Source organism: uncultured Rossellomorea sp., from assembly GCF_947488365.1.
GTDB lineage: Bacteria > Bacillota > Bacilli > Bacillales > Bacillaceae_B > Rossellomorea.
Window position 1 is genome coordinate 317,823 of record NZ_CANKZT010000003.1, and the last position, 24,178, is coordinate 342,000.

Consider the following 24,178-nt stretch of genomic DNA (forward strand, 5'->3'; position numbering starts at 1 on the left):
AAAAACTAAGGGAAACGGAATGTGAAAGAAGGGTTCAACTTGCGGAAATCACAAAAAGTGTTGATAATAGCGTCAATCTTAGTATTGCTCATCCCGGCACAAGCCTATGCAGTTTCAAACAACCCGATAGGCTGGGGATTTAAGAAGAGTCAGAATGAAGCTCCTGCAGAAGCAGGGGCTCAGCATGATCAGCTGCTTGATAAATATGATGCTTTTTACAAAGGATCACCGGATAAAAAAGTCCTGTATCTGACCTTTGATAATGGGTATGAAAATGGCTACACAGGTCAGATCCTTGATGTGTTGAAGCAGGAAAAAGTGCCAGCCACCTTCTTCGTGACAGGGCACTACTTACTAAGCGCTGAAGACCTGGTCAAGCGCATGGTAAAGGAAGGGCACATCGTTGGGAACCATTCCTGGCATCACCCGGACTTCACGGCAAGCTCCGATCAGAAAATCCGTGAAGAGTTGGAAAAAGTAAAAGTGAAAACGAAAGAGTTGACAGGTCAGAAAGAAATGAACTACTTGCGTCCACCAAGAGGCGTATTCTCTGAACGTACGCTTCAAATCGCGAAAGAAGAAGGCTACACCCACGTCTTTTGGTCAGTCGCCTTCATCGATTGGAAAACCGATCAGCAAAGAGGCTGGCAATACTCGTACGACAATATCATGGCACAAGCCCATCCAGGCGCAATCATCCTTCTGCACTCCGTCTCCAAAGACAACGCAGACGCCATGGAAAAAGCCATAAAAGACCTAAAGAAAAGGGGCTACACCTTCAAAAGCCTGGATGAACATCCAATGATGAAAAAATAAGGGGGACGGACCTTCATTCCTAGGACCTGGTCCTAGGAAATGAGGTCCGTCCCTCGATGCTCAGACAAAGGACATGATCAATTTTCCTTACAGCGCTAATTGTTATAAATAAAGAAAACCCTATCATTTGTATATTGTAAGTACGAAGACTCACATTCATACTTAATGGCAGAAAAGCAGTAAAAGAAAATGCCTCCCAACCTTCATTAAATATCCTGATGAGATATTTGTTTCCAATTCTAATGAATGAGGTAATGTGAAATGCCTACTGTGGGTGGATGAAAAGGAAAAGGTTACCTTGATATACACAGTTTGCACTAGGTATGCGGAGTATTTTTTTAGAACCTTCTACTGTATTGGTTCCACTCTAAGTGTGCTATCATTTTAATAATGATAAATACTCGTCCTCCTTTTTAGGAGGGCGTTTTCTTTTTGTAAAAGGGTGAGAATGTCCATGTATGTGATTGTTGGCATACTTTTTTTATCATTTTTCGATAGTCGTCTGATGGAAAATCAGGGATATTCGGTCAAAGAGGAGTGTTTTTTTTGGAAATAGTCATCATCGTGTTTTTCTTTTTAAGTGTGACGTTCCCGGTGCTGCATCTATATCATTGTCTACCATTGTTCCGTGATCCTGACGAAAGGTCGAGGCGAAACCCTGCTTTGAAAAAGTGGATGATCGAACATGGGCATGAAGATGAAAAGGGAATGAGCATTTTGATTCCCTGTTATAACGAAACGGGTATTATTGACACGTCCATTGAGAGCATGAAATCATTGCCGTATTCTCAAATGGAGGTTGTGTATATTAATGATGGTTCAACGGATGGGACAATGGATTATTTATTTGAACGGCTTAAGTTGAAATCATGTTCCATAGATCCAATCGGAAAGCTGTTATATGAAAAAGTCGAAGGAGTATACCGATCGAAACTTTACCCACATTTCTTCGTGATTGATAAGGAGAACGGGGGAAAAGCGGACGCTTTGAATGCCGGCATTGAATACGCGAGCCATGACATCATCATTACGTTGGATGCTGATACGATTTTGGCCGAAGAAGCATTATCGGCTGTCAATGATGCGTTCGAAGATAAGAACGTCGTTGCTGCAGGCGGGATGGTACATGTTTTGCAAGCAAAGACAAATGAACCTTCGAACCGACTGTCTTTAAGGCATACAAACATGCTATTAAGGGTTCAAGTGCTGGATTTCCTTAAAGCATTTTATATTTCAAAACTATCTCTTGTACGATTCAGAGCTTTAGCTGTCATATCCGGGGCATTCGGGATTTTCAGGAAGCAAGCATTACTCGATGTCGGGGGCTATCGCAAGACAATAGGAGAAGATATTGACATCACACTCCGTATCCAAAAACTCATCGCGAAACATAAAAACTTACGAATCAAGTTTATATCCGATGCCGTCGGGTACACCGAACTACCGGAAACATGGAGGGACTTAACCAAGCAGCGGTTACGTTGGCAGAAAGCCTATATCGACTGCATCATTCATTTCAGCGCCTTCTTTGGAAAAACATTATTTACAAAGACCGTTTCTTTCTTCTATATATTTGAAGCGTTTCTGATCGGTACCCTTGCTTCTTATATTATGACAGGAATCGTGATCTTCAATATGATATACGACCCTCAAAATACATATGTGGATTATCTGTTTTTTTATTTGTTTTGGATATTCTTATTTGGTTTCATGTATGACGTGGTGGCGATACGCCAAGGGAAGCGGTACGGTTTCACCTTCTCTATGAAGGATCGTTTCCGTCTGTTTTTTGCGATTTTGTTTGATATTTTCATCTACCGATTTGTCACGATGTATTTTGTCATGTATGGAAGCATCTCCTATTTCTTCAACAAAAAGTGGAACAAGGTGTCCCGGACAGGACGGAATTATCATCAGGAAGGCTCTAAACCCGCCGCATAGTCAACAGGCGCATTTTTGAGCCGACATCATTGTAGCAGGCTTTAGTGTGGAGGACAGATAATGGGTAAAAAATTTCTGCTATTCAGTTTAACCTCTGTGACAGTATTGATTCTGGGGGTAATCAGCTTTACATTCCAATTTGTCACCTCGATCGAAGCCGGTATGGACGAAGAGGTCGACAGGAAAGAATCATTCGAGAAACATGTGGAAACGATCCACTTGAAGGATGGGGACCCCATCTCGATTCTGTTGATGGGAGTCGATACGAGACCGGGTGAAGCGGGCGGCCGAGCCGATACCATGGTTCTCTTAACGATCAATCCCGATTCCCAATCGATGCATATGGTCAGTATCCCCCGCGATACGTATGCCAATATAGAAGGCGGCCTGAACAAAATCAACAGTGCCTATCAAGTGGGAGGGCCAGAGGAGACCATCCACTCTGTAGAAAATCTCCTCGATGTTCCCGTGGATTATTTCTTGCAAATAAACATGGAGGGGTTCGAGGGCATTATTGATGCGTTTGACGGGGTGGAAGTGAACAATGATTTAGAGTTCACTGACAAACATGTCCACTTCCCCGAAGGTAAGATTCGATTGGATGGTAAAGAGGCATTGATTTATGCCCGAATGAGAAAGAAGGACCCACGAGGAGACTTCGGCCGTCAAAAACGTCAGCGCCAAGTCATTGAAGAACTGATGCAAAAAGGGGAGAATATATCCTCGATCACGAAATTCGGTGAAGTCGTCAAGGTCCTTGAAAAAAATATCAAAACAAACATGTCCTTGATCGAGATGTGGAATATTCAATCTCATTATAAGGGAGCCCGGGAAAACATCAAGGAGCACAAAATCGATGGTAAAGACAAAACCATGAAGGGTACCTACTATTACATACCCGATAAGGAAAAGCTTCATGACATTTCTGATCAGCTGAAAAAGCACTTGGAACTTGAAGGTGATTCAAAACTGCCAGAAGAGAATCGAAAAACAAGCAGTTCAGGCAATAAGACTGATCATGTCAAAGAAGAAAAAGCGACTTCCCCTAAACCAAACGATACAGGGTCAGGCGGGGAGAAAGAAGATACTCCCAGTGATGACGCCAAGGAAGAGTCTGATAAACAAAAAGAAATTAAAGTTTCGGACGGGATAACCGTCAAGAATAGCGACGAACCGAACGTTGATAAAGTCATCACGAAAGATTGGCAGTCAGTACCAACCAATCAGAAAAACCATACGAGAGTGACATTGGATGAAGGCTCCCTTGATTGGGGGGAGATGACGACTGCCATTTCAAGAGGAGCAGACTTATCAAAAGAGGATATGATTCTATGGTGGGTGGAAAGCGATCGTTCTGATAGTGCCACTGCTACAGTGACGAATAAAGCTCAAACAGAAACCTACCGGGTCTACGTATCATGGCTGGACGGGACAGGGTATACACCGACCAAAGTGGAATTGCTTCATGTCAATGATCAAAAGCAGTAAAAACATTGTACGAAACACTCTAGAGTAAGGATTCCGAAAAAGGGGGACATTTCCCTCTTTTTTTGGTTAATAGAATGAAAAGAATATAGAGGAGAGGCTTATTGATGGAAAACACAGTCATACTTACAGTAGTCATTATCGTATTGGCAGGTATCATTTTGGGACAGCTACTATTCATTAGGAAGAAAACGAAAAGGTACGAAGAGCGAATAACAGAACTTGAGACGGAAGCTCTTGCCAGTTTAAATAGGGTGGAACATAATCTTATTTTTAAGAGAGAGCAAAAAGGGGGAGATCCTTCATAGTAGGTAGGGTCTCACGCTTTCCCATGCAGCAGATCTGATTTTCAGTCAAGAAGGAAGGTCCGTCCCTCCAAACCATCAATACCAAAGGACGCTATCATCGGCATCATTCTTGTTGCAATCGGCCAGGTTATACATATTCTTTGCCATTGTTCCATCTTCGACATGCTCGATCTTCTTACATGTCATTTCCATGATTTCACCGTTGCCAAATGTATCCCGACGAGAATCTCGTACTGAATGAATCAGTATTCCATCAAACTCAAGGTCATGCAAGATTGGATCGCCTTCATCTGTATAGCTGACAATTCGGACACGATCCTCAACGCCATTCTTCACATTACCGTAAAACTCCTCAAATTGCTCGAGATTTAGAACATCACCATGTGTATTTACAATATCCGTCTCAGCAGGTTCATAATCCGCCACTTGCTTACCTAATCCAACCTCGACCTGATCTCCATGCTCATTACAACCAGCGACCAGCACAAGGAACAAACCAGCCATCATCAATCTCTTCATCCAATCACCCTTTCAGAAATTCCATAAGGTCCGTCCACTTTTAGAGGTCCGTCCCTCTCTTCTAATGTATTAGACGAACGACAACGTTGAAGTGTTACACTCCCGTTATGCTATAATACACATACAAGTTTTGTGCGGAAGGATGAGGACGATGGTAAGTAGGAATGTTAAGATTGAAGGTCCGTATGATTTCGACCGGGTACTGGAGCGGCTGTCGCTGGATCCATTGAACGCAGTGGATCAGGAAGACCGAAGCGTAAAGGTTCCATATTATCTCCCGGATGGGAAAGGCGAGGTCATCATGGTTCAGGCGACAGGCACCACGGATCAACCTGAATTCAGCATCACCTTTGAACATGAAGAATTCCTTGAACAAAAGCAGGACCGAATCTCAGATATTTTCCAGTGGCACACCGGTCTTAACAAAATGCACGAGCACTTCCTGCAAACCGATCTTAAGCCGATCTTCGAAGAGCATATCGGCACACCCATCATCCTGGAGTTCGACCCGTTCGCCACAATCATCAAAAGCATCATCCACCAGCAGCTGAACCTGAAATTCGCGTTCACCCTGACCCATCGTTTCGTCACCAAATATGGCTGGCAAAAAGACGGAGTGTGGTTCTATCCATCACCGGAAACAGTCGCCGGGCTTACTGTGGAAGAACTGCGGGAGCTGCAATTCAGTCAGCGGAAAGCGGAATATGCAATTGGCATCGGACAGAAGGTAGCAAGCGGAGAACTGGACCTGGACAAATTAGCCGAGCAGTCGGACGAAGAAGTCATCAAGGAACTTACTAAAATCCGCGGAATCGGCCCATGGACAGCCCAAAGCTTTCTGTTATTCGGACTTGGTCGGCCGAATCTCTTCCCGAAAGCGGATATCGGCATCCAAAATGCCATCAAGAAATTATTCCAAATGGATCAGAAACCGACCATGGACGAGCTGGATCAATTCAGCGCATCCTGGCATCCTTATTTAAGCTATGCATCCTTGTATTTATGGAGAAGTATCGAATAGAACGGACGTGAACCAATGAAAAAGCAATACGCAAAAAAGCAGCACAATGAAGTGAAAATCGAGTTGAAACAACAGTTCCCTCTGACCATAAAAAAAATCGGCATCAATGGTGAAGGAGTCGGATTCTTTAAACGAAAGATCGTCTTCGTACCTGGAGCACTGACGGGAGAAGAAGTGGTCGTCGAAGTGACCAAGGTCCACCCGAAATTCTCCGAGGCCCGCATCAAAAAGATCCGGAAGAAGTCACCAGAGCGCACCAAAGCCCCATGTCCGGTCTACGAGCAATGTGGAGGCTGTCAGCTTCAGCATCTCTCATATGAAGGACAGCTCGACGCCAAACGGGATATCCTGCTTCAATCACTTGAGCGTCATACGAAGCTCAAATTAGAAGACCTGGACATCCGTTCGACGATCGGGATGGACAACCCTTGGCACTACCGGAATAAAAGCCAATTCCAAGTGGGAACCCAAAACGGGAAAGCCATCGCAGGGCTATACAGCATGAACTCCAACAAGCTCATCGACATCGATGAGTGTATCGTTCAGCACCCACTGACGAATAAAGTCACAACTGAAATCAAGCGCATTATCAACGACTTTAACATCCCTGTCTTTGATGATAAAAAGAAGAAGCCGTTCCTGAAAACGATCGTGACCCGTGTCGGCTTTGAAACAGGCGAAGTCCAAGTCGTACTCGTCACTGCAGAGAAGAAGATTCCACGCAAGGAATTACTGATTTCTGAAATTCAGAAACGTCTTCCGGAAGTCGTTTCAATCGCCCAAAACATCAATCCTAAGAAGACGGCACTCGTATTCGGAGACGAAACAATCCATCTATCAGGTAAAGAAAGCATCGAAGAACGCCTGGAAGAGTTCACCTACGAGCTATCCGCCCGGGCATTTTTCCAGCTCAACCCGATCCAGACGAGCAAGCTGTATAACGAAGCGAAAAAAGCAGCGGGGCTCACAGGGGAAGAGAAGGTTGTCGATGCGTACTGTGGAGTCGGTACAATCGGTCTCTGGCTCGCAGATGGAGCGAAAGAAATCCGTGGGATGGATGTCATCAAGGAAGGAATCGATGACGCGAAGAAAAACGCCAAGAAATTCGGAGTGGATCACGCTGAGTACTTTGTCGGGGGTGCGGAAACGCTCATGCCTCAATGGAAAAATGAAGGCTGGCGTCCGGATGTGGTCGTAGTCGATCCTCCTAGAACAGGTTGCGATAACAAGCTGCTTGATACGCTAAAAGAAGTAAAACCGAAAACATTCGTTTATGTATCCTGCAACCCTTCCACCCTTGCGAAGGATATTGATTATTTGAAGAAGCACTATCGCGTGGAGTATTTGCAGCCTGTTGATATGTTTCCGCAGACTGCCCATGTGGAAGTTGTGGCGAAGCTGGTACTAAAATAATAAAAACGGACAAAGCCCTGTGATTTTCTCGCAGGGCTTGTCTTATTGATTATTTATTCCTCAAACATTACTATGCTGTGATTGTTTATTCCCAGGGGCAAACCACCCAAACAAAGCGATCCCCACAAGAACACCGTAGAAAGTGAGTGTCCAACCAGTACTGTGAGGGAAATCATGATCCAGCACCCCGATATCTTCATGTGCAAGGGTAATGACCGCAAGCTTCACCCCGACCCATGCGACAATCGCATAAGCGGTAGTTTCTAAAGCTGGGCGCTTTTCAAGCAGCTGGACAAACCAGGTTGCCGCATATTTGATTAAGATCAGCCCGGCAATTCCTCCAAGGACGACAATCAGGAACTTCCCGCCGTCCATTCCGCCGAAATTATCCAGAGGAGAATCAGGCAGCCCAAGGGCAAGGGCCACAGCAGCTAGGATCGAATCAATGGCAAAGGCAAGGTCCGCCAATGCGATTTTCCCGACTGTCGGCCAAAAGCCTTTCCCTGCAGCTTCTTCTTCTGTGTCTTCCCGTATATTTTCGTTTTCTTTTCCAAAACGTGCTTTGATGACATGCTTTAAGCCCAGGTAAAGAAGGTAGGCTGCACCTATGGCCTGTATCTGCCAGACGTTTGCGATAAACGAAATGGCAAAGAGGGCACCAAAACGGAAGGCAAAGGCGAGGAAAATCCCATATTTAATGGCCCTTTTCTTCTCGTCGTCCGGCAGGTGTTTTGCAATAACGGCGAGGACAAGGGCATTATCCGCTGATAACAAGCCTTCAAGGCCAATAAGGATCAGTAATGTCCATCCGTATTCTAACCAGATTGATTCCAAGCGTAAAACTCCTTCCTAGTGAATATGCAACCCGATACGGGTCATACCTTTTGAAAATAAGTTCACATGGTTAGCTTCCCACTTAATTTGCATCTGATACTTTCGTTTTTAGTGATGGAAGGACGGAAGCAGAATCCAATTTCCTTTTGCTTCCGTCATCCCTTCATGGTATAGTTAATTTACTAATTATGACAGGAGTGATGGGTGGACGATGAAGAACTAATCTTATTTTCGCGACGTTTGAAATTTCATATTTCAAATCAACCAAAATAGGATTAGTCTGCCCATTTTTATTACATCGTCTGAGCCATTGATTTCAAGTGGCTTCTTTGAGCGCGACAGGTACGGCTAATCCTTCCAGAAGAAATGGGAGGATTTTTTTTATTCTCCCTTTGATGAGAGGGGAAGATCGTATGAGAGAATTAATGAAATTAGTGAATATAAGCTATGAAATCATGGATCAGAATATTTTTGAGGATGTAAAAGCGAGTGTGCAGGAAGGGGATGTCATCGGGATCATCGGGCAGAATGGTGCGGGTAAATCTACACTTCTGCAGTTGATTAACGGGGATTTAGTACCTTCCGAAGGCACACTCCAATGGTTGCAGCATGACTTGAACATCGGTATGGTCGAACAGGAAATGGAATCCTATTCCATCAACGACACGACCCCCTCCGAATCCAGGTTACTGGAAAAATGGCATGTTCCCGACAATGATTTTCAGCATTTGAGCGGCGGTGAAAAGCTGAAGGCGAGGCTTGCAAAAGGCTTTGCGATAAACAGAGACCTCCTTCTGCTGGATGAACCGACGAATCACCTGGATCAGGAAAGCATGGAGATCCTGACAAAACAGGTCAAGGAATATAAAGGGACGATCATTCTTGTGTCTCATGACCGGTATTTTCTGGATGAAGCCGTAACAAAGATATGGTCGATTGAAGGCAGAAAGCTCCTTGAGCATAGAGGGAATTATTCGAGCTACATGGAGGCACGAAAACAGAAACGGCTGTCCCAGCAGCGTGAATATGAAAAGCAGCAGAAGATGGTGGAAAGGATCGAAAGTCAGATCAGCGAGCTCAATTCCTGGTCACAAAAAGCCCATGCTCAATCCACGAAACAGGAAGGATATAAAGAATACTACCGTGTAAAAGCAAAGCGGACGGACAGTCAGGTGAAATCGAAGCAAAAGCGTCTTGAGAAAGAGCTTGAGAGGGCAAAGGTGGAAGAGGTTGAGGAAGAACATACGGTGCGATTCTCCCTTAAGGCCACATATAAGACCGGAAAGCGGTTCCTGGAAGTGAAGGATCTGACGAAAGCTTTCGAGGGACGAATCCTATTCAGGAACGCCAATTTTACGATCCAGCATGGCGAAAAGGTCTCGATCACCGGACCGAATGGCAGCGGGAAGACGACATTATTGAAGGTGATCCTGGGGCAGGAGAAGGCTGACGGTGAAGTATGGGTTTCACCATCTGCCCAAATCGGCTATCTGACGCAGGAAGTGTTCGACCTTCCTCTTGACGAAACGCCCGAGCAGCTTTTCCACCAGGAAACATTCGAGGAAAGAGGGAAAGTCCAGACGCTCATGAAGCACTTGGGATTCCAGACGACCCACTGGCGGGAACCGATCAGGAATATGAGCATGGGTGAGCGTGTAAAGTGCAAATTGATGAAGTATATTTTAGAAGAAAGAGATGTGCTGATCCTGGATGAGCCGACGAATCATCTTGATCTGGCATCGCGTGAACAGCTTGAGGATACTCTCTCCAAGTACAGTGGAACTTTGATCGTCGTGTCCCATGACCGGTATTTTCTAGAGAAGACGACGAGTACCAAACTTGTGATTGAGAACGAAGGGATTCATAAACGGCTGAATGAACCTGCTCCAGAACGGGATGAGCAGGGGGAATTGAGGCTGAAACTGGAGACGGAGAGACAGGATGTGTTGGGGAGGCTCAGTTTTATGACGCCGGGTGATAAAGGGTATGCTGAATTGGATAAGAAATTCTTAGAGCTTACGAAGGCGATCAATGGGTTGAAGTGATCATTTTTATGAGAACAAATAATACCGGGCACACGACATTATATCGGTGTTCGGTTGTTTTCTTGAATTTTGCCTGTTGGTAGATGGTATTGCTGCTAATAGTCCTGAGTTGGGGATAAACTAACATATACTTACAATGAGGAGTGAGAGTATGTTCTTGCAAGGGACCATTATTGCGGGGGATTTTGATTCAACTACTAATGAATTTTCTATACAGAAAGTAAAGGATTTGAATACAGAGTCAGTCCTCAATAAGAATCAGATCGATAGTATCTATCAATATTTAAAAAAACATCAAAACGAAGATGACGGACAAATTATTACACTAAATGATCAAATGCCTGTACGCTTATCACAGGTTGAACTAAATGATTTGATCAGTGATGTAGAGAAAGTGCTTTCCATGTATCAGTGAAATAGGATTGTTGGGTACAGGATTTGCCTTAACTCCTAAATGGCGATCACTCATCGGCTTTTCAGGTAAAAGATGTTATATTTATCTGTAACAATAGAACGCTGGGAAGTGATGGATATCCTTTATGCAACGATTTTATTTATATGTGCCGGTCTAGCTGAAATTGGTGGCGGGTACCTGATTTGGCTTTGGTTAAGAGAGGGAAAACCTGCTTATCTGGGGTTATTAGGAGGGCTCGCATTAGCTTTGTACGGTGTCATTGCAACACTTCAAACCTTTCCATCGTTCGGCAGGGTGTATGCAGCATATGGAGGAGTCTTTATTGTCCTCTCTGTTTTATGGGGCTGGGGAATTGATAAAGAAACACCTGATTTATATGATTGGGTTGGTGCCGGTATTTGCTTAGTCGGGGTATCGGTCATGCTTTTTGCACCCCGGCAGTGATGAATAAATTTCATACAAAAAGGCTCAGAGCTTAATTCTGGGCCTTTTTGTGTGCAGCAGATCAATTTCCACCCGTATACCACTTGTACTGATTGGAGTCTGCGCGGCATTGCGTGTTATATCCCTCACTCTTATGGGTGTCGTAGCAATCACCCGTGAGGTAGCCTTGGGAAAAGTATTTCTCTTTGATGCTGCCTCCGATTGCTACTGCACCCAGGAAAGAGAGGGGAATCAGGACGAATAACCAAACCATTCTAAAAACCTTCTTTATAACCGAGTTAGGTGAAAGCAGGTGACAACCCTGTTGTAATAGCTCATAGATATGGAGATCCCGGAGAAAAAAAGATGAAGAAGTGGGACAAGGGACCTGTCCCTGCGTCCCATCCTGCTACTATCTTACCGTTGAACATATGGAAAAATATAGATAATATTTCGACGTGGGAGAGGCAGGTTTGTACCTGGTACAAAAGCGTTGAATTGTACCAGGTACGAAAAAAGACCGTTAGTACCCGGCATAGATAATCAGATGGCGGATAAAGGTTTTCAGCAAGTTGTTTTGGATTTACAGGAATCAAGCGTGGCACATTCCCCAAGCAGATGAATGGTCAAAACATCTTTTCATCTACTATGATATTCCTTGAACAACAAGAAGGAGGCAAAAACCATGAATGCAAAGTATAAAGATTTATTTACCCCATATAGATTCAAAAACGGAATAGAGCTGAAAAACCGTATCATCATGGCACCGATGACGAACTTTTCATCAGATGATGATGGAAATGTAACGGATGCAGAGGTAGACTATTATGCCCGCCGTTCGAAGGGTGTCAGCATGGTTGTCACAGCTTGTACGTATGTGACACCTAACGGGAAGGGATTCCCTGGTGAATTTGGTGGTGACACGGATGAAATGATCCCGAGTCTTGAACGATTGGCGGGAGCAATCAAGGATCAGGGTGCGAAGGCGATATTGCAGATTTTCCATGGCGGGGTGCAGTGTCCTTCTGACCTGGTTCCTGATGGCGACGTTGTCAGTGCGAGTGATGTGATGGGTGACAATCAAGAGAAGAAAGCAAGAGCTTTAACGGAGGCTGAGATCGAGGAAATCATCGAAGCTTTCGGAGAAACGACCCGCCGTGCAATCGAGGCCGGCTATGACGGCGTCGAGATTCACGGAGCAAACGGTTATTTGATCCATCAGTTCTTTTCTCCAATGACAAATCAGCGAGAGGATCGTTTTGGAGGCAGCTTGGAGAAACGGATGACATTCCCGATGGCGATCGTGGATAAGGTGAAGAGTGTGGTTGATGAGCATGCCAAGCATCCATTCATCGTCGGCTACCGTTTTTCACCTGAAGAGCCTGAGGAGAATGGATTCTCCATGGGGGATACTCTTTCCTTGGTAGACGCATTAGCAGACAAAGATCTGGATTATCTGCATGTGTCTCTATTCGATTTCTTCTCGAAACCGAGAAGAGGCGTGGAGGATGTAGAGAAAACGAGAATGGATTACCTGCTTGAAACGATTGCAGATCGTACTCCACTTATCGGTGTAGGCTCTATCTACTCTGCAGAAGATGCGCGTAAAGCATTTGAGACAGGGGTTCCTCTATTGGCACTGGGGCGCGGTCTCATCATCGATCCCGATTGGGTACAGAAGCTTGCAGACGGGAAAGAAGATGAAATTGTGACGGAGATCGATAAGGAAAAGCAGGAACAGTTAGTAGTGCCTGATCCTTTATGGAATGCAATCATTCATACGCCAGGGTGGTTCCCGGGGGTATAAGGCACGTAGTTATATTAAGCTTAAAGGCAACTGCCTATAGTGGCAGTTGCCTTTTCTGTTACCAAAGTGATCTTTAACAATATGAACTTTTTTTCTATCTTCAATTGGTGTGTGGCCAATGTGAATTGGGAGGGGTCTCAAGTTGGATCAATCCCCCACCACTCATAACAAAGTACATTCCAGAATATGATTTCTAAGTGTGTTCAATTACAAAATGCATAAATGGGACAGTAAACCTGTCCCCCTGTCCCGCACATCTGGTATATAATGAATCTATAAACCTTTGGAGGTACATATGAAACAACAAAGCTATGAGAATCACAGTAAGATCGATCCGTTGTATCATTATGGGATAGCACTTTTATCGATTGTGACGTTGGTATTATCGATTACGTTCTTCGTGAAAAATGTGGGGACAGAGGCGCTCCTCAGTTTTATTGTGCTGTTCGCTGCGATTACGTTCCTGTTTATGACGGTGAAGCTGCGATTATATGCTCTCCAGCTTCAGGACCGGATCATTCGCAACGAAGAAAATTTCCGTTATTATCGCTTAACGGGGAATCGGTTAGATCCTACTATTTCCATGAAACAGGTGATCGCCCTGCGGTTTGCCCCGGATGAGGAATTTCCAGGTTTAGTGGAACGCACATTAACAGAGGACTTAACTGCAAAGGATATTAAAAAAGCTGTACAAAACTGGCGTGCAGATCATCACCGCGTATAGACATCTAAAGAACGGACCGCTCACTCATGGGCGGTTACATTTTTGTAAAAGGAGGCTCGTTATGACGAACGGGATTATGGTAGACGTAAAAGGTCTTGTGAAAAAATATGGTTCCTTCACTGCTGTGAAAGAAGTCCGGTTCAACGTGGAAAAGGGAGAGATATTCGGCCTGCTTGGTCCGAATGGAGCGGGGAAAACGACGACGATCGAGATGCTTGTGGGACTCCGGAAGCCGGATGAGGGGACGGCAACCTTAGCCGGCTTTGACGTTCGGAAAGACGTGAATAAGGTGAAGGAAGTAATCGGGGTTCAGCTTCAGTCGACCTCGTTGTTTGAGTTGCTGAAGGTGGAGGAGATCCTTCATTTGTATGCAAGTTTTTATCCGAGACATGTGGACATCGATCAATTGATCGAGGAGATGCTCCTGACCGAGAAGAGGAAGGACCGGATCAAGGGGCTGTCTGGCGGTCAGAAGCAGCGGCTCGCAATTGCCCTGGCGCTGATTCATGATCCGGATATCGTGTTTTTGGATGAGCCGACGACGGGATTGGATCCACAGGCGCGACGGACGCTTTGGGACATTGTGCTGCGCTTGAAGGAGCGGGGAAAGACCGTGATTCTGTCCACACATTACATGGATGAAGCCCATGTACTCTGTGACCGCATCGGCATCATGGATCAAGGGGAGCTGATCGCCCTTGACACGCCGGCTAATCTGGTGAAGACACTGCAGTCGACGAGTACGGTAGAATTTCACCTCACCAATCCACCTGAACAGGAGTGGTTCATGGAAATGGATGGAGTCGAGGAAGCTGCCATCAAGGATACGTTTGTCCAGCTGTATACAGATGATCTTCAGCTTTCCCTTACATCCTTGATCCAATTGTCTGAGGAGCACGATCTAAAAATCAGGGATCTTCAAACGCGGCAAGCGACATTAGAGGATGTCTTCATTCATATGACAGGAAGGAGGCTGCGGGAATCATGAGAGCTTATTGGCAGTTAACCCTGGCACAATTACGGATTTTTGCCCGTAACAAGCAAGTCCTATTCTTTACATTGCTCTTTCCAGTCATCCTGATGGTGGCCCTCGGGTCATTTGCAGGCGGGGGGAATTCGATTTCATTAACAGTGGGGATGATCGACGGGGATCAATCCGAAGCTTCGAAGGAATTAAAGGACTTATTTTATAAAAATGAGGGAATTGAGACAACGAAATATAAGAGTGTCAAAACGGGGAAAGAAGCCGTTGAGAATGGAGATATTCAGCTTCTCATCGAAATCCCGAAAGGGTATGAAGATAACCTGAAGGAGGGGAACGAGGCTTTTTCCCTACCTGTGTACTATAATGAGAAAAACCTGACCACGTCAGAGCTTGGATTGACGGTGGTGAACGGAATCATCGATCAATACAGCAAGGACCTGGTGGACTACAAGCCGTTGGTGACGGTTGAAAAGGTAGGAATCGAAGCGTTGAATCTTCGATATGTAGATTTCCTTGTCCCTGGTATCGTAGCTATGATGATCATGAGCAACAATATGAACGGGGTGGCGGGTCAAATTTCCGCCTGGCGTGAACGGGGGATCCTCCGCAGAATGCAGGGGACGAGACTGAAGGCTTCCACCTTTATCGCAGCCCAGATTACGGCGCGCTTGATGCTGAACGGGACCCAGGCATTGCTCGTCGTCCTGATCGCCGACCTCATCTTTGACATTAACGTCGCCGGTTCGTGGCTCGCCATGATCTTCTTCATCATCCTCGGAACCCTTGCCTTTATGGCACTTGGCTTTATCATCGCAGGAATGGCGAAGAATCCGGAAAGTGCCGGGCCGATTGCTGGATTTGTGACGTTCCCGATGCTGTTCCTTGGGGGCGTGTTCTTTCCCATCAACAATATGCCGGATCTTATTCAGCCGATCGTGAAGGTGCTGCCGATCGCTCATCTGAGTTCGGCTCTGAGAGAGACGATGAATCTTGGGACTCCGTTTTGGGAGTTGGGGATGGAGACCCTGATTTTGGGTGCTTGGCTTGTTGGCGGATTTGCGCTGGCTAGTTATGTGTTTAAGTGGGAGTAACATAAAAAAGTCCAATCGGATCAACCCGGTTGGACTTTTTTATGTCCTCTCCCTTAGCAGTTTGACTTCTTTCCACATCCTTTTCATTCTTCTAGGTGCCGAATTACGCATCGACGAATGGCGTTGACACCCCGTACCAGTCATTTTCGTCTTCTATTTGTAAATGAAAATCATACGCTCTTTCATGTCACTCTTCTCATAAGCTTCAGCAACCCCCACCTCATCAATCAAGCTTTTTACGACTATTTTGTATTGCAGGGATACGTGAAACTCCTTCTCAAAGGGATAAGGTTCAAGGGTCACTTCCTTTTCATTCAACCATCGGGCCATGAGCGGCTGATTTTCCGGATGAAACATTTCTGTATTCTGAAATCCATTTTTAAACCACGGATGCTCGTCTTCTTTCGCCACACCCGGCTCATTCAAACACAGGTATAAGGACAGGTTATCTGAGAATTGGAGTAAGTGGAAATGCTGCTGCAGTAATTCTTCATCGAGGTCAGGGAACGACTCCCTAAGGTTCATTTGTCTTCTGGCTTCGCCCGTCAAAAAGACAAGGCAGTCTTTATTTTGGGATTGTGAAAAGAAGGAGCAGAAGTGCAGGCTGCATAGGAGACTGGCATAGGTGTTCACTCTCTCAATCTCGTCCACCCCGATTTTATAGAATGCGAGCTTTGGCAGGAGGGGATAGTCAGAAAAGGTGAAGGGAATACTCTCCCTATCATTCCAGATCGGGGTCTCGTCCAGGCCGATCCAGCTGCGGTCATGCTGATAGGCTGCATATAAGGCGTCGTCAAAGAATGCATCTGATTTTAGCAGGGAAGGCTTGAAGTGCTTGATGAGTTCGCCTGATAAAAAGGCGTGGTCGTGCTGCCTGATCATGATAAATGAATCCTTGATTTCACGAATGATCATGATGGGTGGGCTCCTTTCTGTGGGCTTGTCTATGAATCCATTATAGCAAAGGTGTAGTCTATTACAGAAAAAAATATGGGAGAAGTGATGAGGATGGCAGTCTTTTCTTCAAAAGAAAAGACCGGAAGCGAGTGCTTTCGGTCTTTTGTCATCAGTGGTGAGAATCATGATTTCCACTATCATCTGGAGTTTGATCATTCAGGGCTTCGACATCAGCCTTGGACAGCTCACCGACAGCGAAGGGCAGGGTCGGCAGGATGGTGGATCCGTTATTTGCGGCATGGACCTTGATGTAATAGAGTCCATCTTCCGTCAGCTTTTTGTTAAATGTATAATACCCGTCTCCGGCATTATCGGCTTCCTCCATCTGATCATGGAAGGAGCCGTCACCTTTCCATATTTCGACATGGACAAAATCGGCATCATCGACGGATTGACCGTTTTGTGTGAGGGCAATCTTGACCGGTTCACTTCCGGAAAAGTCTTCAGGCATGGTGATATCCGCCTGAAGCGGAGATTCCTGACGGTAAAGCTCGGCTGCATCCTCTTTAGGGGAACAGGCTCCGAGCATCATGCAGATGAGGATGAGACCAATGGTTTTCGTACGATTATTCATGAAGTATCGCCCTTTCTTATTCCGCACCGAGGAATTTATTTAAAGCCGGGATCCGTTTGATAACCAGCCAGTCAAGAAGCAAGATAACGATCAAGGAAACTCCAACCAGAGGGAAGAGGATACCCAAGACAATCATGAGAAGCAGGAAGAGCTTCATTTTCAAGATGCTTGGCGCTTTCGGTGAGCCCATTTCTCTTTTCGGTTTCCGCTTTAACCATAGATAGAATCCGCTCACCACCACCAGGATAATCCCCAGGCAAATGAAGAGACTGATCAATTGGTTGATGAAACCAAATTGAGTTCCGGTATGGAGGGTAATACCCATGGCGACGATTTTCCCGCCGATACCGTAATGGTCGAAGCGATAATCAGCCAGGACAGCTCCAGAATATTGATCAAGGTGCATGGTGACCTCATTCTGAGCTTTTGCTGGAAAGGCAGACAGTGTATAGACGCCGTTCTCACCCTCAGGGATGTACACCGTGTAACTCGGGTCGATTCCTTCTCTGTCGGCGATGCTCACGACATCATTGATCGATACGGGAGTGTAGCCTTCGAGTGCCGATACAGGGACTTCCAGGTTTTCCGCTGCCCATGGGACGTCGGCGATTTCTTTTGTTTTCACAACGGACTGTGGTGCTTCACCTGTCCAAATCGATGGAGGGTATCCGGCACCTGCATTCGTCATGAGATTCTGGAAGTTCGTTCCCCAGAAGCCCGACCAAGGCAAGCCTGTCATGATCAGGAACAGCATTCCAGCTGTAATCCAGAAAGCGGGTACAGCGTGAAGGTCCCGGCGCAGGATGCTTTTTCCCTTACCGAAACGGGGAAAGAACACTCCCGACAGCTTGTCTTTCTTACGTGGAAACCATAGGAATAATCCTGTGATAATCAGAACGATGGCCCAGGAGGCGACAAGCTCAACGATACGATCTCCGATGGTTCCCGCCATCAGTTCCCCATGGAATTCAACTATTTTATCCATGATCCGGTCTTCAGGCTTTAACTCTCCAAGTGATTTTCCGGTGTAGGGATCCAGGAAGACAGTGACTGAACCATCATCGGTGCTGATACCGATTTCACTGGAGCGTTCTGGACTTTCTCCCGGACGATACTTGGTGATTTGTGCATCCGGGTGGAGTTTCTTCACTTCCTCAATTTGTTCAGAAGCAGGAAGTTTCTCCCCTTGTGCTTTCACTTCGTAATACTCTTTGTATAGATTCTGTTCGATCTGGGGCTTGAATAGATAAATGGACCCCGTCACAGCCAGGATGAGCAAGAACGGTGAAATGATGATCCCCGCATAGAAATGCCATCTCCAAATCGTTTGATAAGGAGACATGTTCAACTTTTTACGCATAGTAGATTCCTCTTTTCTTAGTCATGACAGCAGTCTGAGCCCGACATTTCTTCTGAAATGACGGCGATGGCCTCTTGAAAGCTGTAAAGATGCCCTCCAAATCCCGTTTGGAATTGACGGGCCTGCTTGTTCGATTCGAATGCCATCACCTGGGGCTGGCAGCAGTTCAGGTTTAAGTCGGCATCGATCAGGAAAGTGGCGGTCTTCCCACTTATCGTCATATCCGTTAAGAAATCACGACACATGATCTGCACGACCTCTCCCCGGATGTCCCCGTAACGGAGTAATCCACAGTGAGGGCAGCAGGCCTGCTCGATCGTGTGATCCTTCTTCACCAATTGAACCGATCTTCTGGAAGTGGCCGGCTTCAGGCAATAGATGCAGATATTCGTGGGAATGCCTTGATCTTTGAGGGTTGAAATGCCATTGGAGGTTTTGTGGACCCTGTTCTCTTCAAGGAGAGGCTTCAAGTCCCGATACACCGTCATTTCCGAAACCTCAAGGCGGGAGCTGATTTCCGATACACGAAGTGTCCCTTCCTCTTTGAGCCAGGTTAAAATCTGTTGTTGTCTGTCGATGGGCAGCATAATCATCGTCCTTTCGAATGAAATCGCTTTATAGTTAAATAGTATGGAAGGATCATAGGTTATTCAAGAAAATGATTGTTGGTAAATGTGAAAAAATGTTGATTTGTAACACGATGGACAATTGTACTTCATATTTCTCACACAAATGGGTTTCTCGCTTTTGAATTCTTAATGAAGGGGCACTAAGGATACGCATTTTTAATATGATTTGGATTATAGAATTCAGATTTTTTAAAATATTGGAGAGTCCTGAAGGAAAAAGAAGGGATTTCCCTTCAGAAACAGAATGATTATAGTGAAATGATAGAATTCAAGGAGGTAAGAACTATGGGGAGATTGGTACATTTCGAAGTACACGTGGATGATATGGAACGTGCAAAGACATTTTATGGCGAAGTATTCGGATGGAAGTTCGAAGACTGGAGTGAATTCGCCGGAATGCCTTACTTTGGTGCGGTGACAGGGGATGAAAATGAGATGGGGATCAATGGTGCGCTGATGCAGCGTCAAAGTCCTCCACCAGAACCGAACCAGCCGATGAATGGGTATTCGTGTACGATGGGTGTGGAAAATTATGACCAAACGGAGAAACTCATTCTTGATCATGGCGGCAAGGTAGCGATGCCGAAATATGCCCTTCCTGGAATGGCGTGGCAGGGGTATTACATCGATACAGAAGGCAATGTGTTCGGGATTCATCAGCCGGATAAGGATGCGAAGTAGAATTTTTTAGATTGATAGAAGATATGTTGCCTGACCTTTTGCGGGTCAGGCAATATGTATGAATGGATGAGTTCATGGAGGAATAGGCATTGATAAATGGAGAGTTATGTATCAAGGTAAATGGTGTGAAACATTGGGTACGGATTGCTGGGGCAGAGCACGATACCACCCCTTTGATTGCGATTCATGGCGGGCCTGGAGGGCATCAATGGATCCTGGAGCAAACGGGGGGGAAACTGCTCGAGGAGTTCGCGACGCTTGTGTATTATGATCAGCGGGGCTGCGGCCGTTCAGACCCACCGGCAGACCCGGGGGAATATTCCATCGACATTCTCCTTGATGATCTGGAGGAAATCAGAAAAGCACTGAATGTGGACAAATTCATTCCATTAGGACACTCGTTTGGAGGGGAGTTGGCACTGGAGTATGCGTTGAAATACCCTGGGTGTGTCGAGAAAATCATTCTGGAGGGGCCGGCCATTGGTGACTGGGACAGGCTAGCGATCAATCAGATCATGAGTTTTATATCGATTACGGACGGAGAGGTTCAGTGGAAGCTAAGGAACCTCCTGCAAGAAGGGGCTCCCTATACAGGCAGGAATGGAGCGGCTTGGGGATTAGTGGATGAACAGACGACGATGGCATTCTCCTTTTTCAAAAAGGGTTCCTATGAGAAACTAGTCGAAATCAGCACGGATGACGCCCCAAGGGTTGGGAATGAAGATATGAAAGAGAAGATCCAAGAAGTCCCTTTCTCGAATCTGACCGGGAGAATCAAGGCGATTGAATCGCCCGTACTGGTCATGACCGGGCTATATGATGGAAATACAGGAATCGATATGGCGCGGGATGTCTACCGGAATCTGCCTAATGGCGAGATAGAAATCTTCCTGGAAAGCGGACATTATATCCAGATGGAAGAACCGGAGAAGATGGCAGAGGTTGTGAAAGAATTCATGATTAAGTAAGAAAACAGACGTCCTGAGACAGGGCGTTTTATTTATGGATGAATTCATTTGGTATGGTAAAATAAGGATGAATACTGGGTGTTTAAGCAATTTTATAAAATAATTGGGGATTATGCGTTGAAATGGATGCATCTTATTTATCTCGAAGACATTGTATATATAAGAGGAAAAGAGGGATCAACCGTGCTGAAAATATTAAGAAAAACGATAAGTATCATCGTTCTGGCACTATCACTCTATGGATTGGCTTCAAATCATAACGATTTGCTTCCATATACCATGGCAGGCTTGGCGGTCCTCATGGTGATTATGGGAGCGGAAGAACACCAGAAGGATCGGAAATCGTATCGAAGCTATCTGTTTTTTGCCGTATCTGCTTTCTTGCTCATGGTTTTCATCCAAGGTTTTATCTACCAACTTCTCCCGTGAAAAGGAGAATCCCCCCTGTTTGTTGAATTGATTCAAATGGAAATCAGGAGGGGGAGCGAAAGTGGATTATCTATTAGAACAGGTGAATGATCAAATAGATGTGTTAGCGGTTTGGGATGCTGAATGGAATACATATACGAATGCTTACTTTATTCAGGAGGATGCTGGATTGACAGTGGTCGATTCGTGTAAAGAGGGTCACTTGGAGTTTCTCCGGCATTCCTTAAACAAAATCGGGAAAACGGCTGACGATGTAAAGCTGATGCTCGTCACACATGGTCATGAGGATCATGTGGGAGGGGCGCCGTTATTTACTAAGGCAAGGAAGGTCATTCATGCTGACGAGACGTTGCCGGCTGAGTCTTTCATTAGCGGGGAGCTCCTTGATAGGGGAACGATAGGGGATTACGAATACACGAGAGTCGGCTATCATTCTCCGGGTTCTGTGATTTTCTTTCATCGGCCAACCAGAACGCTCTTTACGGGGGATTTCCTCTGTTTCTTTGGGGATCCTTTGTCGGATGGAGGGCTTGTTTCAAAAGGGGAAGATCTAAGGCAAGCCTGGATTGAATTTCTTCAGTGTGGTGGAGTTGCAAAGGTGGACTTACCAGTATTCCTGAATGGACTAAGGATGATGAAGGAATATGATCCGGATGTGATGTGTACGGGACATGGCGGTGTGTTAGTGGGGGATCTTGACGTGTTCCTTGAAGAGTTGATCACTATTGGAGATGCGGATAAATAAAGAGTGGAAGGGATGGGTGGAAGTAGATGCCCATCCCTTCTTTCTGTGCTATTTACTCTGTCCTGACCAAGATGAAATCCTCTAATGATTCAAGTCTATTATCGATGAAAGGCAACAGCCGCCTCTGCCATCTCTAGTATTTTTTGACGAAGATTCTTCGGTTCAATCACTCTTACCTGATTGGCGAAACCGAGGATGTATCCCTTTGCTTCGTCTTCTGTATCAAAAGAAAGGGTCACCGGTATCCAGTTCTCTTTGTTTCTATCCCCCATCTCAAGGACACGGGCAAAGCGTCCGGTGAATGTCAGCCTCGATAAAGCAAGTGGAGAGACCTCGACTTTCACTTCATAAGAGGGCAGCCGTTTAATGAAGGATTGAGTGGAGGATGTCCAATACTGAGCCAGGTCGAATCCCCGGGGTCTTATGAACGTTCCGGCCAAAGAATCGGCAGAGAGGATACGGGAGGCCCTGTAATTCCGGATGTCTCCGTTTTCCTTGGAAGCCACGAGGTACCAGAGGTCACCTTTTGCCACGAGTCCGAGTGGTTCCACAATGCGGTCGTCTGTTTTTCCGTCTGCACGCTGGTAGGTGATCCTCAGTTTCTGTTCCTTCCATATGGCCTCTTTAATGACTTCAAAGGAGGCTGCTTTTTCTTTCTGCTTCCGCCATGAGCTTGTGTCGATGTGGATTCGGTTCCATACGTCTTTAGCGTTTTCACGATAGGTGGATGGAAGGGAGGCGATGAGTTTGTTTCTGGCTTCCTCGGACGTACGGGTCAAGCCGAGATCGTCGAGGAGGTGGGATGAAGGTGAAACGAACAACGAGCGGATTTCTGATTCTTTCAGACCGGTCAGATCCGTCTGATAGTCTTCGAGTAAAGACCAGCCGCCGTTTTTTCCGCGCTCTGCCACCACGGGGATCCCTGTTCCGCTCAGGGCGTCCATGTCCCTGTAAATCGTCCGTTCGGAAACTTCCAATCTCTCTGACAGTTGTTTTGCGGTCATCTGCCCGTGTGATTGTAATAATAAGAGAATGGATACCAGTCTGTCGCCTCTCATCTGCTTCACCTTTTTCTCAATTTGTTAATTTTATTTAATTAAATATGACAGTGGATGTCAAGAATAGGATCGTATAATAAACGTATCTTGTAGATGAAAGGAATGGGTTGGATGAAATCATTGACTGGAAAAGTTGTACTTGTAACGGGGGGAAGCCGGGGAGCAGGACGCGCAATTGCGATTGAATTGGGAAAAGCCGGGGCGACAGTGTATGTCACGGGACGTAGCACAAAAGGGAATTCAACGCAAAACTTTCCGGGAACGATTGACGACACGGTTACTCAAATAGAAGAGGCCGGTGGGAAAGGGATCGCGGTTCGTTGTGATCATACGATTGATTCAGAAACGGAAGCTGTGATCAAGCAAATTCGTGAAGAACAGGGGAAGCTTGATATTCTGATCAATAACGTGTGGGGAGCGCATGACATCGGGGTGAATCCGGGAGCGTTCTGGGAGCTGCCGCTCGCGAATTGGGATACGATGTTCACGGCCGGTGTCCGGGCACAGTTGGCGACGAATCATTTTGCCATCCCATTACTTCGTGAAAACAAAGAGGCCCTCATCGTTCACACGACCTTCTGGGATGAAGGCAAGTACGGAGGACAGTTCTATTATGATTTGGCGAAGAACGCACTGGTTCGCATGGCGTATGGACTTTCAGAAGAATTAAAAGGGGACAATATCGCGGTCCTTGCTGTTTCGCCGGGGTTTATGAGGACAGAGCTTGTACTCGAGCATATGGGAGTGGACGAGGATCACTGGCAGGAATCGGAAGACTTGAAGAAATCAGAAACGCCTTATTATATTGGACGGGCCATCACGGCGCTGGCGATGGATTCAAAGGTGATGGAAAAGACAGGACAGGTAGTAAGAGCGGGTGATTTGGCGAAAGAATATGAGTTTACGGACGTAGATGGGCGTTATATTCCGCCGTTTACGATGTAACCGTT

26 protein-coding genes are annotated in these 24,178 nt (G+C 45.8%); 18 read left to right on the forward strand and 8 right to left on the reverse strand.

The features are described 5' to 3' along the window. The first annotated feature begins 39 nt into the window (after positions 1-39). From pdaA to Q1B03_RS12790, 4 genes are all read left to right on the forward strand, one after another. Positions 40-816: a delta-lactam-biosynthetic de-N-acetylase gene (gene pdaA / locus Q1B03_RS12775; RefSeq protein ID WP_299741694.1), complete on the forward strand. Its 777-nt coding sequence runs from the start codon at positions 40-42 to the stop codon at positions 814-816. Between the two features lie 546 nt (positions 817-1,362). Then, positions 1,363-2,757, forward strand: coding sequence for a glycosyltransferase family 2 protein (locus Q1B03_RS12780; RefSeq protein WP_299741696.1), 1,395 nt, complete (start codon positions 1,363-1,365; stop codon positions 2,755-2,757). A 60-nt stretch (positions 2,758-2,817) separates the two neighbouring features. Further along, positions 2,818-4,245, forward strand: coding sequence for a DUF1510 family protein (locus tag Q1B03_RS12785; protein WP_299741697.1), 1,428 nt, complete (start codon positions 2,818-2,820; stop codon positions 4,243-4,245). A gap of 104 nt (positions 4,246-4,349) precedes the next feature. After that, positions 4,350-4,550 carry a hypothetical protein gene (locus tag Q1B03_RS12790; protein WP_299741699.1) on the forward strand — a complete coding sequence of 67 codons (201 nt, stop codon included), beginning with the start codon at positions 4,350-4,352 and terminating at the stop codon, positions 4,548-4,550. A gap of 75 nt (positions 4,551-4,625) precedes the next feature. On the opposite strand, the gene Q1B03_RS12795 is transcribed toward Q1B03_RS12790, so the two are convergent. Beyond that, complete coding sequence (locus Q1B03_RS12795; RefSeq protein ID WP_299741701.1) at positions 4,626-5,069, reverse strand: DUF4362 domain-containing protein; 444 nt, start codon at positions 5,067-5,069, stop codon at positions 4,626-4,628. A gap of 151 nt (positions 5,070-5,220) precedes the next feature. Here Q1B03_RS12795 and Q1B03_RS12800 point away from each other — a divergent pair, with 151 nt between their 5' ends. Beyond that, positions 5,221-6,090: a DNA-3-methyladenine glycosylase gene (locus tag Q1B03_RS12800; protein WP_299741703.1), complete on the forward strand. Its 870-nt coding sequence runs from the start codon at positions 5,221-5,223 to the stop codon at positions 6,088-6,090. A 15-nt stretch (positions 6,091-6,105) separates the two neighbouring features. Next, on the forward strand, positions 6,106-7,503 hold the full coding sequence (gene rlmD / locus Q1B03_RS12805; RefSeq protein ID WP_299741705.1) for a 23S rRNA (uracil(1939)-C(5))-methyltransferase RlmD: 1,398 nt from the start codon (positions 6,106-6,108) through the stop codon (positions 7,501-7,503). A 60-nt stretch (positions 7,504-7,563) separates the two neighbouring features. On the opposite strand, the gene Q1B03_RS12810 is transcribed toward rlmD, so the two are convergent. Further along, positions 7,564-8,337, reverse strand: coding sequence for a TerC family protein (locus Q1B03_RS12810; RefSeq protein ID WP_299741707.1), 774 nt, complete (start codon positions 8,335-8,337; stop codon positions 7,564-7,566). 413 nt (positions 8,338-8,750) lie between these two features. Here Q1B03_RS12810 and abc-f point away from each other — a divergent pair, with 413 nt between their 5' ends. The 3 genes from abc-f to Q1B03_RS12825 all read left to right on the forward strand — a co-directional run bounded on the left by abc-f (position 8,751) and on the right by Q1B03_RS12825 (position 11,241). Further along, a complete protein-coding gene (gene abc-f / locus Q1B03_RS12815; RefSeq protein WP_299741709.1) occupies positions 8,751-10,382 on the forward strand; it encodes a ribosomal protection-like ABC-F family protein in 1,632 nt (543 codons plus the stop codon). Between the two features lie 151 nt (positions 10,383-10,533). Next, a complete protein-coding gene (locus tag Q1B03_RS12820; RefSeq protein ID WP_299741711.1) occupies positions 10,534-10,797 on the forward strand; it encodes a hypothetical protein in 264 nt (87 codons plus the stop codon). 72 nt (positions 10,798-10,869) lie between these two features. Then, complete coding sequence (locus Q1B03_RS12825; RefSeq protein WP_299741712.1) at positions 10,870-11,241, forward strand: YnfA family protein; 372 nt, start codon at positions 10,870-10,872, stop codon at positions 11,239-11,241. A gap of 61 nt (positions 11,242-11,302) precedes the next feature. Here Q1B03_RS12825 and Q1B03_RS12830 read toward each other — a convergent pair whose 3' ends face one another. Then, a complete protein-coding gene (locus Q1B03_RS12830) occupies positions 11,303-11,494 on the reverse strand; it encodes a hypothetical protein (protein ID WP_299741714.1) in 192 nt (63 codons plus the stop codon). 411 nt (positions 11,495-11,905) lie between these two features. Between Q1B03_RS12830 and Q1B03_RS12835 the strand changes: the two genes are divergently transcribed. The 4 genes from Q1B03_RS12835 to Q1B03_RS12850 all read left to right on the forward strand — a co-directional run bounded on the left by Q1B03_RS12835 (position 11,906) and on the right by Q1B03_RS12850 (position 15,827). Further along, positions 11,906-13,027 (forward strand): NADH-dependent flavin oxidoreductase, encoded by a 1,122-nt coding sequence (locus tag Q1B03_RS12835; RefSeq protein WP_299741716.1) that lies wholly within the window; start codon positions 11,906-11,908, stop codon positions 13,025-13,027. A gap of 295 nt (positions 13,028-13,322) precedes the next feature. Continuing rightward, positions 13,323-13,751 (forward strand): DUF6526 family protein, encoded by a 429-nt coding sequence (locus Q1B03_RS12840; RefSeq protein WP_299741718.1) that lies wholly within the window; start codon positions 13,323-13,325, stop codon positions 13,749-13,751. Between the two features lie 61 nt (positions 13,752-13,812). Then, positions 13,813-14,739 (forward strand): ABC transporter ATP-binding protein, encoded by a 927-nt coding sequence (locus tag Q1B03_RS12845; RefSeq protein WP_299741720.1) that lies wholly within the window; start codon positions 13,813-13,815, stop codon positions 14,737-14,739. Further along, a complete protein-coding gene (locus Q1B03_RS12850) occupies positions 14,736-15,827 on the forward strand; it encodes an ABC transporter permease (RefSeq protein WP_299741722.1) in 1,092 nt (363 codons plus the stop codon). Before Q1B03_RS12845 ends, Q1B03_RS12850 begins: the two co-directional genes overlap by 4 nt. A gap of 153 nt (positions 15,828-15,980) precedes the next feature. Here the strand turns inward: Q1B03_RS12850 and Q1B03_RS12855 are convergent, their stop codons facing one another. From Q1B03_RS12855 to Q1B03_RS12870, 4 genes are all read right to left on the reverse strand, one after another. Further along, positions 15,981-16,742, reverse strand: coding sequence for a DUF3891 family protein (locus Q1B03_RS12855; protein ID WP_299741724.1), 762 nt, complete (start codon positions 16,740-16,742; stop codon positions 15,981-15,983). A gap of 151 nt (positions 16,743-16,893) precedes the next feature. Beyond that, positions 16,894-17,358 carry a FixH family protein gene (locus Q1B03_RS12860; RefSeq protein ID WP_299741726.1) on the reverse strand — a complete coding sequence of 155 codons (465 nt, stop codon included), beginning with the start codon at positions 17,356-17,358 and terminating at the stop codon, positions 16,894-16,896. A 16-nt stretch (positions 17,359-17,374) separates the two neighbouring features. Further along, a complete protein-coding gene (locus Q1B03_RS12865) occupies positions 17,375-18,718 on the reverse strand; it encodes a PepSY domain-containing protein (RefSeq protein WP_299741727.1) in 1,344 nt (447 codons plus the stop codon). A 17-nt stretch (positions 18,719-18,735) separates the two neighbouring features. Continuing rightward, entirely contained in the window at positions 18,736-19,305 is a 570-nt protein-coding gene (locus Q1B03_RS12870; protein ID WP_299741729.1) for a DeoR family transcriptional regulator, read from the reverse strand. A 327-nt stretch (positions 19,306-19,632) separates the two neighbouring features. Between Q1B03_RS12870 and Q1B03_RS12875 the strand changes: the two genes are divergently transcribed. From Q1B03_RS12875 to Q1B03_RS12890, 4 genes are all read left to right on the forward strand, one after another. Beyond that, positions 19,633-20,028, forward strand: a complete 396-nt coding sequence (locus Q1B03_RS12875) for a VOC family protein (protein ID WP_299741731.1) — start codon at positions 19,633-19,635, stop codon at positions 20,026-20,028. Positions 20,029-20,117: 89 nt separating this feature from the next. Beyond that, entirely contained in the window at positions 20,118-20,996 is an 879-nt protein-coding gene (locus Q1B03_RS12880; RefSeq protein WP_299741733.1) for an alpha/beta fold hydrolase, read from the forward strand. A gap of 78 nt (positions 20,997-21,074) precedes the next feature. Continuing rightward, entirely contained in the window at positions 21,075-21,425 is a 351-nt protein-coding gene (locus Q1B03_RS12885; protein ID WP_299741734.1) for a hypothetical protein, read from the forward strand. A 61-nt stretch (positions 21,426-21,486) separates the two neighbouring features. Next, a complete protein-coding gene (locus Q1B03_RS12890) occupies positions 21,487-22,170 on the forward strand; it encodes an MBL fold metallo-hydrolase (RefSeq protein WP_299741736.1) in 684 nt (227 codons plus the stop codon). A 98-nt stretch (positions 22,171-22,268) separates the two neighbouring features. On the opposite strand, the gene Q1B03_RS12895 is transcribed toward Q1B03_RS12890, so the two are convergent. Then, complete coding sequence (locus Q1B03_RS12895; RefSeq protein WP_299741738.1) at positions 22,269-23,228, reverse strand: YafY family protein; 960 nt, start codon at positions 23,226-23,228, stop codon at positions 22,269-22,271. Positions 23,229-23,339: 111 nt separating this feature from the next. Here Q1B03_RS12895 and Q1B03_RS12900 point away from each other — a divergent pair, with 111 nt between their 5' ends. Further along, complete coding sequence (locus Q1B03_RS12900) at positions 23,340-24,173, forward strand: SDR family NAD(P)-dependent oxidoreductase (RefSeq protein WP_299741740.1); 834 nt, start codon at positions 23,340-23,342, stop codon at positions 24,171-24,173. Positions 24,174-24,178 lie beyond the last annotated feature (5 nt).

Excerpts from the sequence above, each read along its gene's own strand:
- Q1B03_RS12830 (WP_299741714.1), bottom strand. The coding sequence starts at position 11,494 with ATGGTTTGGTTATTCGTCCTGATTCCCCTCTCTTTCCTGGGTGCAGTA.
- Q1B03_RS12845 (WP_299741720.1), top strand. The coding sequence starts at position 13,813 with ATGACGAACGGGATTATGGTAGACGTAAAAGGTCTTGTGAAAAAATAT.
- Q1B03_RS12865 (WP_299741727.1), bottom strand. The coding sequence starts at position 18,718 with ATGCGTAAAAAGTTGAACATGTCTCCTTATCAAACGATTTGGAGATGG.
- Q1B03_RS12820 (WP_299741711.1), top strand. The coding sequence starts at position 10,534 with ATGTTCTTGCAAGGGACCATTATTGCGGGGGATTTTGATTCAACTACT.
- abc-f (WP_299741709.1), top strand. The coding sequence starts at position 8,751 with ATGAGAGAATTAATGAAATTAGTGAATATAAGCTATGAAATCATGGAT.
- Q1B03_RS12800 (WP_299741703.1), top strand. The coding sequence starts at position 5,221 with ATGGTAAGTAGGAATGTTAAGATTGAAGGTCCGTATGATTTCGACCGG.
- Q1B03_RS12875 (WP_299741731.1), top strand. The coding sequence starts at position 19,633 with ATGGGGAGATTGGTACATTTCGAAGTACACGTGGATGATATGGAACGT.
- Q1B03_RS12835 (WP_299741716.1), top strand. The coding sequence starts at position 11,906 with ATGAATGCAAAGTATAAAGATTTATTTACCCCATATAGATTCAAAAAC.
- Q1B03_RS12795 (WP_299741701.1), bottom strand. The coding sequence starts at position 5,069 with ATGAAGAGATTGATGATGGCTGGTTTGTTCCTTGTGCTGGTCGCTGGT.
- Q1B03_RS12790 (WP_299741699.1), top strand. The coding sequence starts at position 4,350 with ATGGAAAACACAGTCATACTTACAGTAGTCATTATCGTATTGGCAGGT.
- rlmD (WP_299741705.1), top strand. The coding sequence starts at position 6,106 with ATGAAAAAGCAATACGCAAAAAAGCAGCACAATGAAGTGAAAATCGAG.
- Q1B03_RS12785 (WP_299741697.1), top strand. The coding sequence starts at position 2,818 with ATGGGTAAAAAATTTCTGCTATTCAGTTTAACCTCTGTGACAGTATTG.
- Q1B03_RS12870 (WP_299741729.1), bottom strand. The coding sequence starts at position 19,305 with ATGCTGCCCATCGACAGACAACAACAGATTTTAACCTGGCTCAAAGAG.
- Q1B03_RS12850 (WP_299741722.1), top strand. The coding sequence starts at position 14,736 with ATGAGAGCTTATTGGCAGTTAACCCTGGCACAATTACGGATTTTTGCC.
- Q1B03_RS12825 (WP_299741712.1), top strand. The coding sequence starts at position 10,870 with ATGTTATATTTATCTGTAACAATAGAACGCTGGGAAGTGATGGATATC.
- Q1B03_RS12855 (WP_299741724.1), bottom strand. The coding sequence starts at position 16,742 with ATGATCATTCGTGAAATCAAGGATTCATTTATCATGATCAGGCAGCAC.
- Q1B03_RS12840 (WP_299741718.1), top strand. The coding sequence starts at position 13,323 with ATGAAACAACAAAGCTATGAGAATCACAGTAAGATCGATCCGTTGTAT.
- Q1B03_RS12895 (WP_299741738.1), bottom strand. The coding sequence starts at position 23,228 with ATGAGAGGCGACAGACTGGTATCCATTCTCTTATTATTACAATCACAC.
- Q1B03_RS12860 (WP_299741726.1), bottom strand. The coding sequence starts at position 17,358 with ATGAATAATCGTACGAAAACCATTGGTCTCATCCTCATCTGCATGATG.
- Q1B03_RS12900 (WP_299741740.1), top strand. The coding sequence starts at position 23,340 with ATGAAATCATTGACTGGAAAAGTTGTACTTGTAACGGGGGGAAGCCGG.